Origin of the sequence: Bifidobacterium sp. UTCIF-38 (assembly GCF_006454495.1) — a bacterium.
Taxonomy (GTDB): domain Bacteria; phylum Actinomycetota; class Actinomycetes; order Actinomycetales; family Bifidobacteriaceae; genus Bifidobacterium; species Bifidobacterium callitrichos.
This window is the reverse complement of the sequence record NZ_JFAL01000004.1, coordinates 24,458-40,593: the sequence shown is the minus strand read 5'-3', so window position 1 is coordinate 40,593 and position 16,136 is coordinate 24,458. Positions and strand designations below refer to the sequence as shown.

Annotated in this window: 10 protein-coding genes and 1 pseudogene; 9 read left to right on the top strand and 2 right to left on the bottom strand. The window is 65.1% G+C overall.

Going from position 1 to position 16,136, the window contains the following annotated elements:
• Positions 1–731 precede the first annotated feature (731 nt).
• From BW11_RS01960 to rlmH, 8 genes and pseudogenes are all read left to right on the top strand, one after another.
• Positions 732–1,613, top strand: coding sequence for a cobalamin biosynthesis protein CobQ (locus BW11_RS01960; protein ID WP_140444621.1), 882 nt, complete (start codon positions 732–734; stop codon positions 1,611–1,613).
• A 28-nt stretch (positions 1,614–1,641) separates the two neighbouring features.
• Positions 1,642–2,640 (top strand): annotated as a pseudogene (locus BW11_RS01955) (CpaF family protein); the annotation flags it as partial.
• Between the two features lie 302 nt (positions 2,641–2,942).
• Positions 2,943–4,226 (top strand): hypothetical protein, encoded by a 1,284-nt coding sequence (locus BW11_RS01950; RefSeq protein WP_140444623.1) that lies wholly within the window; start codon positions 2,943–2,945, stop codon positions 4,224–4,226.
• A gap of 118 nt (positions 4,227–4,344) precedes the next feature.
• The gene (locus BW11_RS01945) at positions 4,345–6,582 is read left to right on the top strand and encodes an RNA degradosome polyphosphate kinase (RefSeq protein ID WP_140444624.1); all 2,238 of its coding nucleotides are present in this window, start codon (positions 4,345–4,347) and stop codon (positions 6,580–6,582) included.
• Between the two features lie 403 nt (positions 6,583–6,985).
• A complete protein-coding gene (locus BW11_RS01940) occupies positions 6,986–7,990 on the top strand; it encodes an NUDIX hydrolase (protein WP_081887313.1) in 1,005 nt (334 codons plus the stop codon).
• Positions 7,991–8,126: 136 nt separating this feature from the next.
• Complete coding sequence (locus BW11_RS01935; RefSeq protein ID WP_140444651.1) at positions 8,127–8,735, top strand: hypothetical protein; 609 nt, start codon at positions 8,127–8,129, stop codon at positions 8,733–8,735.
• Between the two features lie 280 nt (positions 8,736–9,015).
• The gene (gene upp, locus BW11_RS01930; RefSeq protein WP_140444625.1) at positions 9,016–9,657 is read left to right on the top strand and encodes a uracil phosphoribosyltransferase; all 642 of its coding nucleotides are present in this window, start codon (positions 9,016–9,018) and stop codon (positions 9,655–9,657) included.
• A gap of 4 nt (positions 9,658–9,661) precedes the next feature.
• Positions 9,662–10,141 (top strand): 23S rRNA (pseudouridine(1915)-N(3))-methyltransferase RlmH, encoded by a 480-nt coding sequence (rlmH, locus tag BW11_RS01925; RefSeq protein WP_043165638.1) that lies wholly within the window; start codon positions 9,662–9,664, stop codon positions 10,139–10,141.
• A 74-nt stretch (positions 10,142–10,215) separates the two neighbouring features.
• On the opposite strand, the gene BW11_RS01920 is transcribed toward rlmH, so the two are convergent.
• Positions 10,216–11,334 carry a glycerophosphodiester phosphodiesterase family protein gene (locus BW11_RS01920; RefSeq protein ID WP_140444626.1) on the bottom strand — a complete coding sequence of 373 codons (1,119 nt, stop codon included), beginning with the start codon at positions 11,332–11,334 and terminating at the stop codon, positions 10,216–10,218.
• A 145-nt stretch (positions 11,335–11,479) separates the two neighbouring features.
• Between BW11_RS01920 and BW11_RS01915 the strand changes: the two genes are divergently transcribed.
• Positions 11,480–12,523, top strand: coding sequence for a glutamyl-Q tRNA(Asp) synthetase (locus BW11_RS01915; protein WP_140444627.1), 1,044 nt, complete (start codon positions 11,480–11,482; stop codon positions 12,521–12,523).
• Positions 12,524–12,776: 253 nt separating this feature from the next.
• Here the strand turns inward: BW11_RS01915 and clpB are convergent, their stop codons facing one another.
• Entirely contained in the window at positions 12,777–15,458 is a 2,682-nt protein-coding gene (gene clpB, locus BW11_RS01910) for an ATP-dependent chaperone ClpB (RefSeq protein WP_140444628.1), read from the bottom strand.
• Positions 15,459–16,136: the final 678 nt, after the last annotated feature.

The following is a 16,136-nucleotide window of genomic DNA, read 5'->3' as shown; positions in this document are numbered from 1 at the left end:
CACAACAGCACAGTCAAACGTTTTGAATCGCACAGGTCGATCCATTTCTACGTTGTCAGCACGCACATATGACCATTTGCGCAAAGAATCGAACAAGGTGCCGTTGTAGGTTGCGCGAGGGCGACGGCGCGCCTAGATTATGAACTACAAGAACAACTGAACAGAGCAGAGCCCACAAAAAGTAATGGTCAAAGGACTAATACGTTGGACGGGCATTGGAAAGACTTACCGTTGCAACGATGATGTTGTGTTGAGATTCTGCTCGCAGTTGGACTTGTTACGAAAGGGCCCGCTTCGGCGGGCCCTTTCTGTTGCGCGGGGAAGCCGTGAGCCGGAAGCCGGCAGACAGACTGACGGGTACTCACTCGAGGTACTCGAATCCACATCGGAAGCAATATCGGAAGCAATGAAGCAATCGCACGGAGACAAGTCGAGGGGTTTCGTCCACATTGGCCGGAATCGGTTGCCCGTGCCGGACATCACCCGGTTCAATCGGCCGCATGATCACATCGACGAAACAACCGAGAACCCCGTCCTTCGACAGACAACGCGGCAACGTTCCTCTCCCCGCCGAGCCGGCACCGATGCCGGGAACCCGCACACCGGTCGCGCCGGCTCCCGCCCCTCCGACACGGCATGCCCCGACACCGCCCTACCCGGCACCGCCAGTGCCGGCTCCGAATGCGCCGCCACCGGCTCCCCCGCCGATGCCTCCGTCAGCACCACCGGCCATGACGCCGAAATCGCCACCTGCCGTCAGAGGACGCGGCAATCTCGTCGCGTTCACTTCCCCGGGCGGCGGCATCGGACTGACCACCCTGATGGCGATGTGCGGGCTGACCGCAAGCAAGCGTGGGATCTCCTGCGCGCTGATGGATGCCGATCTGCGCGGCGGCGGGCTCGGCGTGCTGCTCGGCATCGAACACGAGCCCGGATTGACGCTGCAGGATCTCAACGCCCCGCTGGGGCATATCGAAGGCAATGCGCTCAATCATGAACTGCCTCAGTGGGAGGATATGCGGGTTCTTGCGCACGCGCCCTGGCTCGGCGAGGATCCTGACGAGTGGGAGCTGCAGGCGGCCGTCAAGGCCCTGTGCGAATCGAACGATCTGGTGCTGGTCGACGCGGGACGCGGCGATGCGTTGCGCACCATCCCCGAACTGGCCATGGCTCGTCAGGTCGTCGCCGTCGAACTGTCCGCGCTGGGGATGGCCCGGGCGAGATCGCATCTTGCGCTGCTCTCGCAAGCAAGGAATCGGGCGCTGAATCCGCAATCGGCCTCAGACGGCGATCGCGCAGGCACCGGGATCGCCACCGACGATCCGCCGTTGGTCGTCGGCGTGGAGCCACGCGGCGCGACGAAGCGGTCCGCGTCGTCATCCGTGGCTCTGCGGGAGGCGATCGAACGGTTCGGCGACGAGGCGTTGGGGCCTTTGCGCTGCGATCCCGCCCTGTGCGCGGACATCATAAACGGACTGGGCATCCGCTCGGTGCCGAAATCGGCCAGACAGGTGGTCGACGAACTGGCCGATCGGATCGTCGCCCCGGCCCCTCAGCCGCGCGCGGCACGTCATCGCGCGCCGAAGACCAAGACGCGTAGATCCCGCTCATGACAGGACAACGTAAGGAGGCGCAACACCCATGACCGATCTGATTTTCGGCCCTCTCGAGGAGATCGTCCGCAATCCGCGCGTGACCGATGTGGCGGTCACCTGCGACGGCAAGGTGTGGGCGGATCAGGGCGAGGGCATGTGCGAGTACAGTGCACGCATCCCGTTCCGTTCCCCGCAGGTGGTACGCGACTACGCGGTCCAGCTGTGCGCGCAGCTCGGACGCCGACTCGACGACGCCCAGCCGATCGCCGACGCATCGAGCGAGGAGGGCGTGCGCATCCATGCGGTGATCGCGCCGCTCGTGCCCCAAGGCGCATCCATCTCGATCCGACTGCCCGACCGCATGTTCTCGCCGCTGTCGGCATTAGGCGCCAAAGGGCTGTTTCCCCTCGCCTGGCTGCCGCTGATGCGCGGATTCGTCGCGAACCATGCCACGGTGCTCATCACGGGAGGCACCGGCGCCGGCAAGACCACACTGCTCAAGGCGCTGCTCGGCGAATGCGGACCGACCGAACGGGTCATCACCGTGGAGGAGGTGCGCGAGCTGGGCGCGCTGCCGCTAACCAATCGTGTCTCGCTCGCCACGAGGGAGTCGAACGTGGAGGGGTCGGGCGCGATCGGACTGCCGGATCTCGTCAAGGCGACGCTGCGCATGCGCCCCGATCGCGTGGTGTTGGGCGAATGCCGAGGCGAGGAGATCGCCGATCTGCTGCGCGCCTACAATTCCGGCCATCACGGCGGCATGACCACACTGCACGCGGACAGCGTCGCCCGCGTGCCCTCGCGACTGATCTCGCTGGGACTGCTCGCGGGGCTGGCACCGCAGGCGATGACGATGCTCTCGCACGACGCCTTCGATGTCGTGATCCACGTGGAACGCACCGCGAACGGACGGCATATCGCGCAGATCGGCCGGCTCATCGACCGACACGGCGATCTGGACGGCCAGCCGCTGTGCATATGGGACGGGGTCTCCCCGCCGAAGCTGGATGCCGGATGGGAGGCATTCGTCGAGCGATGGAGCGTCGCTTCAGATGACAGGAGCGACGGCGGAAGAACCGACGCCTCCACGTCAACGGCCACGGTGGAAGGCCGCCGAACGCATGACACCAACAGCAGCAACAGCGCCAACAGCAGCAGGGGCACTGCGGACACCGCGGAACCGACCCCGACCGCCGGCATGATGTCCGTGGCGCTGCCGCCACGGCCAACGCCGCAACGGGCCAGAGCGAGGCATGCGGCACCGGCGAAGTCGTACGAGGATACGCACGAGGCTGCCGGGATAACGGCTGCGACCGTGGCCATGACACGTCACGAGAGGAAACATGAATGGAAAGGAGCATCGCCATGCCTGCCTCCGCGACCGTCCTCATCGCACTGATGGCGATACTCGGCGTCGGCGCGCTCTTCCTGTGGCATGAGCCGGCCGCCGCACCGTACGGCTGGGGCGTCAACGGCATCGCGGCCAGTCCGGACGGCGATGCGGACGGCCCGGCGAAGACCGGCATCGACGCGACGATCGCCGCCATCGTGGCGCGCACGAAGGGCGGCGGCAACGTGGTCGAGGCCTTCGAGGATCAGGGGGGCATACGGTTCGCGACGCCCCAGGTCAGCGCCGCGCGCGCCGCCGCCGTATTGCGGGCTCGCGCCGGCAAACGCGATCCGCAAGAAGACATCGAACGCACCGCACGGCATCTGGCTGCCGCCTGCCGGCTGAGCGAACGGCTCGGATGCGCGGTGTCGCTGTGCCTTGAGGCGGTGGGGATCGACCATCGCCGTGCAAGCAGGGCGTACGACCTGAAACAGCAGGCGTTCGCCGGCCCCAAGGCCACCATCAGGCTGCTGTCGTTCCTGCCGCTGCTCACCATCCTCGCGGGAGAGCTGATGGGCATGCACTCGTTCCGGTTCCTGTTCACCAGCGTGGCGGGATGGGTGTGTCTCGTCATCGGCATGGTCTGGTACGGCGCCGGCATGCTGTGGACGAACCGTATGCTCCGCGCCTTCGGCCGCCGCGAAGGCATCGATGACAATCTGCCGATCGCGTTGGAGATGCTGCGCGCGGCGCTCGGTCAGGGCTCATCGATACCGAGCGCCATGATCGCCGTGGGAACGGTGCTGACCGAGGCGGATACAGCGGACGAGCGAGCGCGCACGAGACGATTCGGCGGTTCCGGGGAATCCGGCCGCAACGGCATGAGCGAATGGAAGCCGTTGGCGCGCAGTCTCGTCGAGGCAGGGCGGGCCCTCACCCGTGGCGCCGGCTGGAAGGAGGCGTGGCTGAGTGCCAACGCCGCCGTACTGACCGAACGAGGAGATACGGACGACGACGAGGAGGATGCCGAGCGCGTCATCGGACTGGCCGCGCTGCATCCGTCCATGATGGTGGTCTGCGAGTGTCTCGGCGAGGCGTGGAATCACGGCGCATCCCCCACCGAACGGCTTGCGCTCGCGGCGCGCGAATACGATCGAGAGGAGCTGTCGGCGATCGAGCAGGAGGCGGCGAAGCTGTCCGTGAAGCTGCTGCTGCCGTCGGCGCTGTGCTTCCTGCCGGCGTTCGTGATGATCGGCATCGTACCGGGGATCGCGTCGATGATGGCGGCGATGGGCGCGTGATCAGGTGACCGGCACGAGCCCGGAACGACGTAGTCAAAACGGGGAAACAATGTGAACTCGCGTTGAACTTTGGCGAGTTCACTCCATGAGAACCGTTCCAACGCCTAGGATGAGAAGTATGGCACAGATATTTGACGCACCATCGAAAGCGATCCTGCGAAGCCAAATCGCAGAGCACATCGCCGAAACCGACAAAAACGACCGGCGCGAAACTCTGGAAGGTGAGGCTCCGCTGCCCACCGACCGCTTTTTCGACCGTGAGCTGAGCTGGCTGAAGTTCAACAAGCGCGTTCTCGAGCTGGCCGAGGATGAGGACATCCCGCTGCTCGAGCGCGCGAGCTTCGCGGCTATCTTCGCCAACAACCTCGACGAGTTCTTCATGGTCCGCGTGGCCGGCCTGAAGCGCCGCATCGACTCCGGCATCGCCGTGCCGTCCGCGGCCGGCCTGAGCCCGCGCCAGCTGCTGCGCGCGATCGGCGAGCAGGCGCACGCGCTGCAGAACGAGCACGCCCACTACGTGATCGACCACATCTTCCCGGCGCTGGCCGAGCAGCGTATCGTGCTGCTGAGCTGGGACAAGCTCACCACCGCCGAGCAGGAGCGCCTGTCGCGCTACTACCGTCAGCAGGTCTTCCCGGTTCTGACGCCGCTCGCCGTGGACCCGGCCCACCCGTTCCCGTACATCTCCGGCGGCTCCATCAACCTCGCCGTGATCGTCGAGAACCCGGCCTCCGGCAAGTCGCACTTCGCCCGCGTGAAGATCCCGGGCAACCTGAACCGTCTGGTTCCGGTCGACGATATGACCGATGAGGAGTCCAAGGAGGAGCGTTACGGCTTCATCACGATGGAGAACCTCATCATCGCCCATCTGGAATCCCTGTTCCCGGGCATGATCATCAAGGAGGCCCGCTCCTTCCGCGTCACGCGTAACGAGGACATCGACGTCGAAGAGGATGACGCCGAGAACCTGCTCAACGCGATGGAGAAGGAACTGCTGCGTCGTCGCTTCGGACCGCCGATCCGCCTGGAGATCTCCGACCAGACCAGCCCGTTCCTCTCCCAGCTGCTCGCCGACCAGCTCGGCGTCAGCCCGGACGAGGTCTACCGTCTGCCGGCCCCGCTGGACATGACCGTGCTCTTCGAGCTCGGCGGCATCGACCGTCCGGACCTGAAGAACCGCCCGTTCATTCCGACGACGAACCGTCAGATCGCCGAGGTCGAGTCGAGCCGTGCGCAGGACATCTTCGCCGCCATCCGCGAGCGCGACATCCTGCTGCACCACCCCTACGACTCCTTCTCCACCTCCGTGCAGGCGTTCCTGGCGCAGGCCGCCGCCGATCCGAAGGTGCTGGCCATCAAGCAGACGCTGTACCGCACCAGCTCCAACTCGCCGATCATCGACGCGCTGATCGATGCGGCTCACGCCGGCAAGCAGGTGCTGGCGCTGGTCGAGATCAAGGCTCGTTTCGACGAGGACGCCAACATCGCGTGGGCCCGCAAGCTCGAACGCGCCGGCGTGCACGTCGTCTACGGCATCGTGGGCCTCAAGACCCACTGCAAGCTCATCGAAGTGGTGCGCCAGGAGGCCGACGGCCTTCGCCGCTACTGCCACGTGGGCACCGGTAACTACAACCCGAAGACCGCCCGCATCTACACCGATCTCGGCCTGCTGACCTGCGACCCGGTGGTCGGACAGGATCTCACCCGCCTGTTCAACCAGCTGTCCGGCTACGCGCCGAAGTCGAGCTTCCACCGTCTGCTCGTCGCACCGCGCACCATCCGCTCCGGCCTCATCCAGCGCATCCGCCGTGAGGAGGACGCCGCCCGCGCCGGCAAGGAGGCCTGGATCAAGATCAAGGTCAACTCCGTGGTGGACGAGAAGACGATCGACGCCCTGTACCGCGCCTCGCAGGCCGGTGTGAAGATCGACATCGTCGAGCGCGGCATCTGCTCGCTCAAGCCGGGCGTTCCGGGCCTGTCCGAGAACATCCGCGTGCGTTCGATCCTCGGCCGCTTCCTGGAGCACAGCCGCATCTACGCGTTCTGCAACTCCGACGGCCCGCAGATCGGCGAAGGCCCGATGTCCGGCCCGGAGGTGTGGATCGGTTCGGCCGATCTGATGCACCGCAACCTCGATCGTCGAGTCGAGGCGCTCGTGCGCATCACCGCCCCGGAGCAGATCCAGTCCCTGCTTGACTACATCGACCTGCAGATGGCCGACTCCACCTCCAGCTGGCACATGCTGCCGGACGGCTCCTACGAGCGTCATTCGAAGGACGAGGAGGGTTGCCCGCTGGTCGACTGCCAGGAGTACCTGATCCGCAAGCACACGCGTCGTCGCGGCGCGCACAGCTGAACACCTGGCCGGAGCCGGTTACGTGACTGGTTCCGGTCGGCGTGCGGACGGATAGCCACCGCCTTACGGCGTATAATCGTCCGCAGCACAACACGATAACTGCATGTCGTTTGAAGGCCGGCCCAGCAATGGACCGGCCTTCGTGTATTCGGACGCGAAACTACGTAGAGCGTACACATGCGGCACGTATCATTGAAGGGTGGGTAGCAGAGTGAGAAAGATCGTCGAGGCCGCCGGAGGCATCCTGTACCGACGACGTCAACCGCAGGAAGACACCGTGCACGGGATTGGAATCGATGCAGTCGCCACGGCCGGCCCGCTCGATGACGGCATCGTGGCGGATACCACTCCAGATCCCCCCGCCCGCGACGTTGCGGATACCAATACGGAGGGCACATCCGACATGAACGGCGGTGTCGCACCGCATCGCACGCCACTGTTCAACGACATCGAACTGTGTCTTGTGCATCGCCCGAAATACGATGACTGGAGCTGGCCGAAGGGCAAGCTGGATCCGAACGAATCGCATCGCCACGCAGCCGTGCGCGAAATCGGCGAGGAGACGGGTCTGCCGGTGGCATTGGGGCCATATCTGGGCGAAATCGAATACCCGCAGTCCGAGGAGGGCAGCAAACTGCGCCACACCAAGGATCGCACCGTGGATACGAAGCACATCCTGTTCTGGATGGCGACGCAGATCTCACCGATCGAAAGCCTCAAACGCACCGGCGCGTTGGGACCGGTGCATCGCGCCGACAAGGACGAGATCGACGAGGTCATCTGGCTCACGCCGGATCAGGCGCGCAAGAAGCTCAGCCACTCGACCGACAAGGAGATCCTCGCCCTGTTCATCGATCGCCTCGAGGAGGGCGCGGCCGACGCGGTGCCGTTCCTCATCGTGCGTCACGGCAAGGCGGAGGCGCGCAAATCGTGGCGCGGCACCGACGCCAATCGTCCGATCACGCCTCTGGGAGCGGCGGCCGCGTTCGCATTGAGCTACGAACTGGCCTGCTTCAACCCGATCCGACTGTCCACCTCGCCGTGGATCCGCTGTCAGGAGACCATCGAGATGTTCGCGTGGCAGACGCACCGTGACATGGTCAACCTGCCCCCGCTCACCGAGGACGCATTCGCACGCGATCCGGAGGGGGCATGGGAGTGCATGCTCAGCGAGATCCAGTACGCGCTCGACCACAAGCTGCCCACGGCCGTATGCATGCACCGGCCGGTCATCGGTGGTATATTCGAGCATCTGCGCACCTTGTGCGTCTCGCCGCTGCTCGCCAAGCGCCTGATCGCCAAGTCGCCCTACATGCCTACAGGCAACGCGATGGCGCTGTTCATCACGCCCACGCCCGACGGTCCACGCATCATCGACATTCAGAAGGTCACACCGCTTGTCTACTAGCTACTCCCTCACCGACGGCTTCACCAACTCCGGATCCGGGTCGGTCCGCTCCTCCCACTCGGGATTCGTGCCGACCCCGGGACGCGGCACGCGCCCGTCCCGCCCGGGTCAGCTCGCCCCCGCACTGCTCGATCAGATGGCCGGCGGCTCCGATCCCGGCATGGTCAACGAGATCGCGCACTCCTCCGCCGCGTCGCTGCTCGACCGCGTGCGCCACAGCGAGGATCCGAGCGTGGTCGCCCGCGTGCTGACCGTCGTCGAACGCGACGGCGTGGACGACATCGCGGAACTGTGGAGCTCGTCGCCGTCCGACTCGTTGCCGGGCGTGCTGTGGCGACTGTACATGTTGCGCACGTGGATGCGTACGCGGCGCGACGACATCGCACGCCTGTGGCGCGTCGGCGAGCCGGTCGCGACCAGTGCGTCGGCCATCGCGGGAGTCGATCAGGCACCGACCGAAGACGACATCGCGCGTCTCGCCGACTCGATCCTCTCCGGCGCGTTCACCGGCGATTTCGCAGTGGCGATGGAGCGCGCGGCGGCGTTCACCGACGTGGTGGCGCTCGGATTGCGCGTGGAGGCGGGAAAGCTGAACGCTGCCGCCGCGCATCGGGAGGACGCCGCGGATGCCAAGACGATTCGCACCAAGGCGGCGCAGATGCTGCACAACGGGGCGAATCTCATGGCAACCGCGAAGGACTTCCACCACGCGGCGAACCTGTGGAGGCGCGGCAAGCTCGAGTGAGCGGGGAACGGGGGAGTAAACGAGGAGCCGGAATTTATGGATTCGCCGGGCCGGCGTGGCACGGGTTTTCGCACAGGTATACTGTTAGGCGCGTCGGGCCGTGCTTAAGCCCCGGGCTCCATTTTTTGCCGCTGCGAGCGGCCTTTGCGCCGACAGGCGCTTTCACGGTTCGGCGCTTCCCTCTTTGCTGATCGTTGTTCTTTGTTCTCTGGTCACTGGCCACTCCTGATGCGCCGACGCGGGGCTCCTATGCCCCCGATAACGAGGTAGTCTAGGAACCATGGAACTGCATGTTTTGAATCACCCGCTCGTCGAGCACAAGCTGACCGTGCTCCGAGACAAGAACACCCCGTCCTCCACCTTCCGCGAGCTCGTCTCCGAGCTGGTCATGCTCGAAGCGTACGAGGCGACCCGCGACCTGTCCGTCGTGGCCACGCCGATCGAGACCCCGGTCGCGCCGATGACCGGAAAGAAGCTGGCCGAGCCGCGTCCGATCATCGTGCCGGTGCTGCGCGCCGGACTCGGCATGCTCGACGGCATGACCCGCCTGCTGCCGACCGCCGAAGTCGGGTTCCTCGGCATGAAGCGCGACGAGGCGCACCCCACCCAGCAGATCACCTACGCGAACCGCCTGCCCGACGACCTCTCCGGCCGCCAGTGCTTCCTCATCGACCCGATGCTCGCCACCGGCGGCACGCTCGTCGCCGCCACGCACTATCTGGCCGAGCGCGGCGCGAAGGACGTCACCGCGATCAACATCATCGCCGCCCCCGAAGGCATCAAGTACGTCGAGGAGCACATCGACCCGTCCATCGACTTCAAGGTCGTGGTGTGTGCGGTCGACGAGAAGCTCAACGACAAGTGCTACATCGTGCCGGGGCTTGGCGACGCCGGCGACCGCCTCTACGGCGTGATCGACTGACCACATGCAGATCGATATCATCGCGCCGGGGCGCGTGAAGGAACGCTACCTGCGCGACGCCATCGACGAGTACTCGAAACGTCTGTCACGTTATTGCAGACTGAACATCATCGAGGTCGCGGACGAGAAGACGCCGGAGCACGCCTCCGAAGGCGTCGAACGGCAGATCAAGGAGAAGGAGGGCGAACGCATCGCGAAGCATCTGCGCGACAATGCGTTCGTCATCGCCCTGGCGATCGACGGCAAGCAGCTGTCCAGCGAGGAGCTGGCGGCAAGGATCTCGGATTGGGGTCTGCACGGCGTGAGCCACATCCAGCTCGTCATCGGCGGATCGATCGGGCTGGATGATGCGATCCTGCGCCGCGCGGACTTTCGATTGAGCTTCTCGAAGATGACGTTCCCGCATCAGCTCATGCGCGTGATTCTGCTCGAGCAGATCTACCGCGCCTACAAGATCAACGCCGGGGAGCCCTACCACAAGTAAAACCAGCAGGACTGGCGGGTGGGGCTCTCCGGCGTTTCGCCGTTTCCGGCGTCAGTCGGCCATACCCCGGCGAATCAGCGGATGTCGTCGGGGACGAACGCCTCGAAGATGTGGTGATCGAAGAACTGGTCGCAGTCGGCCAGTTCGGCGCTGGAGCGCACCGTCCACGACACCGTAATCGCGCCCATCGCACGGGCGAGACGCACCTGCGGCGAGGAACCGCCCGTCCAGTCGTAGGCGATGAAGTCGGGGCGGGACAGCCAGTCGAAGGCCAGCAGACCGGCAGCCCATTCGGCCGGACCGTTCTTGCCGAGCTTGGCGGGCCAGCTCAGCTGTCCGCGGCAGACGTCCGGGTGATGCTCCTTGTACCAATTGACGGCACCCGGGTGGAAGGATTCGATCACATACGGGCCGCTGTACGCCTCAAGCAGGGCGTGGCCCTTCTCCATCAACTCCACCTCGCGCTCGCCCCACGCTTGGTTGTTGGAGAACTTGTACTCGACGATGAGCGGCGCGCGGCCGGCGACGACCTTGAGCACGTCGGAGAACAGCGGCACATGCTGGTAGTAGCCCGTGGGCGCGGTAGGCGGCGTGACCACCAACGGCACCTTCTCCTCGGCGCCCGGCAGCGGGGCGGCCTTGAGATCGCCCGGCTTGGAGCCGTTGGCCGCGGGGAACAGCGGGATGCGCGTGAGCTCGTCATAGGTGAGATCCTCGATGCGGCGCGGATCGCCGGCCACACGCAGCAGGTCGGCATCGTGGACGACGACGACCTGTCCATCGAGCGTCAGCTGCAGGTCGAGTTCGATGCCGTAGCCGGCCTCGCAGGCTGCGGCGAATGCGGCGAGCGAGTTCTCCGGGGCGAGCGGACCGGTCACATCGGGCGTGCCGTAGCCGGCCTTCAGCGCCATGCGCCGGGCGAGCGCCACATAGTCGGCGTTCTCGGCGATGGACGCATCGGTGGTGTCCGCCTGGGCGCTCACCGGGTTGTCGCCGCCGTAATCGGGAATGTCGGTGACGCCGACCAGACCCGATCCGGCGTCGTGCAGGCCGCGATGCGCATACCAGACGTCGGGGATGACGGGCACGAAGTTACGACGCTTGTCGTTGAACGAACGCGGGGCGAGCGCCCATGCTGCTGCGCCGGCGAGCGCTGCGCCGCCGATCAGTGCGTTCCTGAGGAATTTCGACATGACGGTCCTTGATCCTTCCGTGACGCGGGGTCGCGGTCAGTCGCCGGCCCCGCAATGTTGGTTATCAGATTACCGCCGAGGGCCTATACGGGGAAACGGGGTCTTACGAACGGCAGGTGAATTCGCGCGTATTACGCTAGAGGGCATGACAGGACGATTCGCGCCGACTCCCTCCGGGCGCATGCATATCGGGAACATCACCGCGATGCTCGCGGCGTGGCTTGATGCCCGCGCCGGCGGCAGCTGGAACGGAACCGACGGGACCAACGGGAATGGCCGCATACTGCTACGCATCGAGGACATCGACACCCCCCGCGTGCTGCCGGACGCGGACCGATGGATCATGGATGATCTCACCTGGCTCGGGCTTGATTGGGACGATGAACCCGTGTACCAGTCGCGACGGCTCGACATATATGAGGAGGCGCTTGCGGCGCTGCGGGATTGTCGACCCGCGCTGATCTATCCGTGTTTCTGCTCACGCGCGGACATTCGCGCCGCCTCCGCACCACAGGAGGGTGATGGCTTCCAGATCTACCCGGGCACCTGCCGGCGGCTGATGCAGAATCACCCTGAAACCGTTGCGGCGAGGCTCGCACATGGGGATCGGCATTCCCTGCGTATTGCGATGACGGAGGCGGATCGCGGTGCTGCCGACAGCACCGTCAGCTTTGTGGATGAGGTTTTCGGGCCGCAGACCTATGATCTTGCGCGCGAGATCGGCGATTCGGTGATTCGCCGGTCCGATGGGCTGTTCGCGTATCAGTTCGTCGTCACCGTCGACGATCTGCTGATGGGCGTCGACTCCATCGTGCGCGGGCGCGACCTGCTGCGGTCCACCGCGTTGCAGATCTATATTCGCGAGTGTCTAGCCAAGGCGCCCGCGCATATGCGCTACACGCATATCCCGCTGATCGACAACGCCGCCGGACGCCGTCTCGCCAAGCGCGAGCGGTCGCTGGATATGGGGGCGCTGCGTGCCCGCGGGGTGGGAGCCGAGGAGGTCATCGGCTGCTGTGCGTGGCTGCTGCGGCTTATCGACCGGCCGGAGCCGTGCGCGGCGGCCGATCTGCTGCCGCTGTTCGCCGAGCATGGGTGGGACGAGCTGCGTAAGGATCACTCCGATCGGGCGTTGAAGCCGGACGATCCGGCGATGCCGAGATGGCTGGTTGAAGCGTTGGGTGAATAGTTGGGTGAATAGGAGGGAAGTTGGCCTCGCCAATCGCCTGATGGTTTTTCTCTCCCCCAGTCAGCTTCGCTGACAGCCCCCTCGTCAGAGGGGGCCAAAAACAGATCTTCCAACGAACAGCAAAAAGCCCGGTGCGCGGGAATGCGCATCGGGCTTTGCGAGTGACGATCATGGGTTAGGTTCAGGGCAGCGCGGTTGCTGCGCACTGATCCATGATCGCCACGAATCGTGATACCGCGTGAGATGGACTATCTCACTCGTCGGTCTTGACGTCTTCGACGTTGACGTCGGGGTCGTCGGACGGGGTGCTGTGGTCACCGGCAAGCGGGTCCTCCGGCATGTCGGTGAGCTCAAGGTGCTCGCCGCCGGTCTGGTCGACGAGCACGGTGTCGCCGTCGTGGACCTTGCCGGCCAATAGCATGCGGGCCAGCTGATCGCCGACCTCGGTCTGGACCAGACGACGCAGCGGACGCGCGCCGTAGGCCGGATCGTAGCCCATGTTGGCGAGCCATTCGCGTGCGGCGCTAGTCACGTCGAGCGTAATGCGGCGATCGGTGAGGCGCTGGGCGACCGAGTGGACCTGGATGTCGACGATGCCGCCGAGCTCCTCGCGGGTGAGCGGGTGGAACATCACGATGTCGTCGAGACGGTTCAGGAACTCCGGCTTGAAGTTCATGTGCACGGCGTTCATCACGGCGTTCTTCTTGGCGTCGGCGTCCATGTCCTCGTTGACGAGGAACTGGGAGCCGAGGTTGGAGGTCATGATGAGGATCGTGTTCTTGAAGTCCACGGTCCTGCCCTGGCCGTCGGTCAGACGGCCGTCGTCGAGCACCTGCAGCAGCACGTCGAAGATCTCCGGGTTCGCCTTCTCGACCTCGTCGAACAGCACGACGGAGTACGGGCGACGACGCACGGCCTCGGTGAGCTGGCCGCCCTGCTCGTAGCCGACGTAGCCGGGGGCCGCGCCGATCAGGCGGGACACGGAGGCCTTCTCCATGTACTCGGACATGTCGATGCGCACCATCGCCTTCTCGTCGTCGAACAGGAAGTCGGCGAGCGCCTTCGCGAGTTCGGTCTTGCCCACGCCGGTGGGGCCGAGGAACAGGAACGAGCCGGTCGGGCGGTTCGGGTCGGAGATGCCGGCACGCGAGCGGCGCACGGCGTCGGACACGGCGGTGATGGCCTCCTTCTGGCCGATCACACGCTTGCCGAGGTAGTCCTCCATGTGCAGGAGCTTCTCGTTCTCGCCCTGCATCAGGCGGCCGACGGGGATGCCGGTCCAGTCGGAGACGATCTCGGCGACGGAATCGGCGTCGACGTGATCCGGGACCATCGGCTCGGGCTTGTTCTGGCCTTCCTCGGTGGACTCGGCGTCGGCCTTCTCGGCGGCGGCGAGCTGCTTCTGGATGGCCGGTATCTCGCCGTACAGGATGCGGCTGGCCTCGGCGAGGTTGCCCTCGCGGGTGAACTTGTCGGCCTGCACGCGCAGAGCGTCGAGCTTGGCGCGCAGATCGCCGACCTTGTTGTGGCCGGCCTTCTCCGCATCCCAGCGGGCCTTCAATCCCGAAAGCTTCTCGCGGGCGTCGGCCATTTCAGCCTGCAGCTTCTCCAGACGCTCCTTGGAGGCCGGGTCCTCGGCCTTCTTGAGCTGCATCTCCTCCATCTCGTAGCGCGTGACCTTGCGCTGGAGCTCATCGATCTCCTCCGGGGAGGAATCGAGCTCCATACGCAGGTGCGCGGCGGCCTCGTCGACCAGATCGATGGCCTTGTCCGGCAGCTGACGGCCGGAGATGTACCGGTTGGACAGGGTCGCGGCGGCGACGAGCGCGTCATCGCCGATCGTGACCTTGTGGTGCGCCTCGTAACGCTGCTTCAAACCACGCAGAATCGCGATGGTGTCCTCCACGCTCGGCTCGCCGACGAACACCTGCTGGAAACGACGCTCCAGCGCCGGATCCTTCTCGATGTTCTCGCGGTACTCGTCCAGCGTGGTCGCGCCGATCAGGCGCAGTTCGCCACGGGCGAGCATCGGCTTCAACATGTTGCCGGCGTCCATCGAGCCTTCGGCCGCACCGGCGCCGACGATCGTGTGGATCTCGTCGATGAACGTGATGATCTGGCCGTTCGCGCTCTTGATCTCGTTGAGGACGCTCTTCAGGCGTTCCTCGAACTCGCCACGGTACTTCGAGCCGGCCACCATCGAACCCAAGTCAAGGCTGATGAGCTTCTTGCCCTGCAGCGTGGTCGGCACATCGCCGGCGACGATACGCTGGGCGAGGCCTTCGACGACGGCGGTCTTGCCGACGCCCGGCTCGCCGATCAGCACCGGGTTGTTCTTGGTACGGCGGGAGAGAATCTGGATGACGCGGCGGATCTCCTGATCACGGCCGATCACCGGGTCGAGCTTGCCTTCCTTCGCGGCGGCGGTCAGATCGGTGGAGTACTTCTCCAGCGCCTTGTAGCTGCCCTCCGCGTCCGGGCTGGTGACCTTCGCACCACCGCGCACGCTCGGCACGGCCTTGCGCAGTGCCTCCGGGGTGACTCCGTACTTCTTGAGGATGTCGGCCGACTGGTTCGGCGCGCTTGCGGCAATGCCGATGAGCAGATGCTCGGTGGAGACGTATTCGTCCCCCATCTGCTGCATCTCCTTCTCGGCCTGCGCGAGCGCGGCGGTCAGCTGACGGCTGGCCTGCGGCTGCGAGGTGGTCGAGCCGGACGCGCTCGGCAGTCCGACCAGCGCATTGCGCACGGCCGCACCGATGGCCTGCGGATCGCCGCCGGCCGCTTGGATGAGGCCGCGCACGACTCCCTGTTCCTGGCGCAGCAGCGCATCGATGACGTGCAGGGTCTCGACCTGCGCGTTGCCCGCGGCGGACGCACTCTGGATGGCGTCGCCGATGGCCTCCTGGGCCATGGTGGTGAACTTCTGTTCCATAATGAATGTCCTCCAAGTCTGTCATTCGCCTTGGGCGGGCTGGCCGATCCGTCGATCCGTTTCATTCGACGTATCGGCTTGCCAGTCCAAGGCATTGCTGTCATGTTCTGACAGACTCAACAGACCTGGAGGCCATTCTATTCCCAAAACTTGAGCTCCATCGACTCAAGTTTTTGATTTCGAGATGGGCGGGAGGCAAGCGCTTTCTGCCTCATTTACTGCATCGCCGGTTTTCTACATCATTTTGGTAGCATATGAGGCAGAAAACGATTGATGAGGCAGCAAAGACAGCACCCGGCCAAGACTCCACGCAGGGCGCCTGACTACCGTTGCAACAATCGCACCATTCGCCCCGCCGTCTGACCTACGTCGGCTCGCGTTCGTCCTCTTAGTGGCTTCTATTGGCAGGCGCTGATTGTCACAACGCGCCCGCAGCGGTCTTTTCGTTATGTTGTGACGAGAATCCTTGTCACAACGTGACGAAACCGAGCGGAATCGCACGTTGTGACAGGAACCAGCCGCAATAGGCAGTGAGCGGTCATGAGTCGGTAATGCAAAAGGGCAGAATTCCGCCATTCCTCTCGCCCTGAATCGAGCGCTTGACCGGGAAGAACGGACGACGGCTGTCACAACGTGCAGAAATCACACGGAATCGCGCGTTGTGACAACCCAACGTGT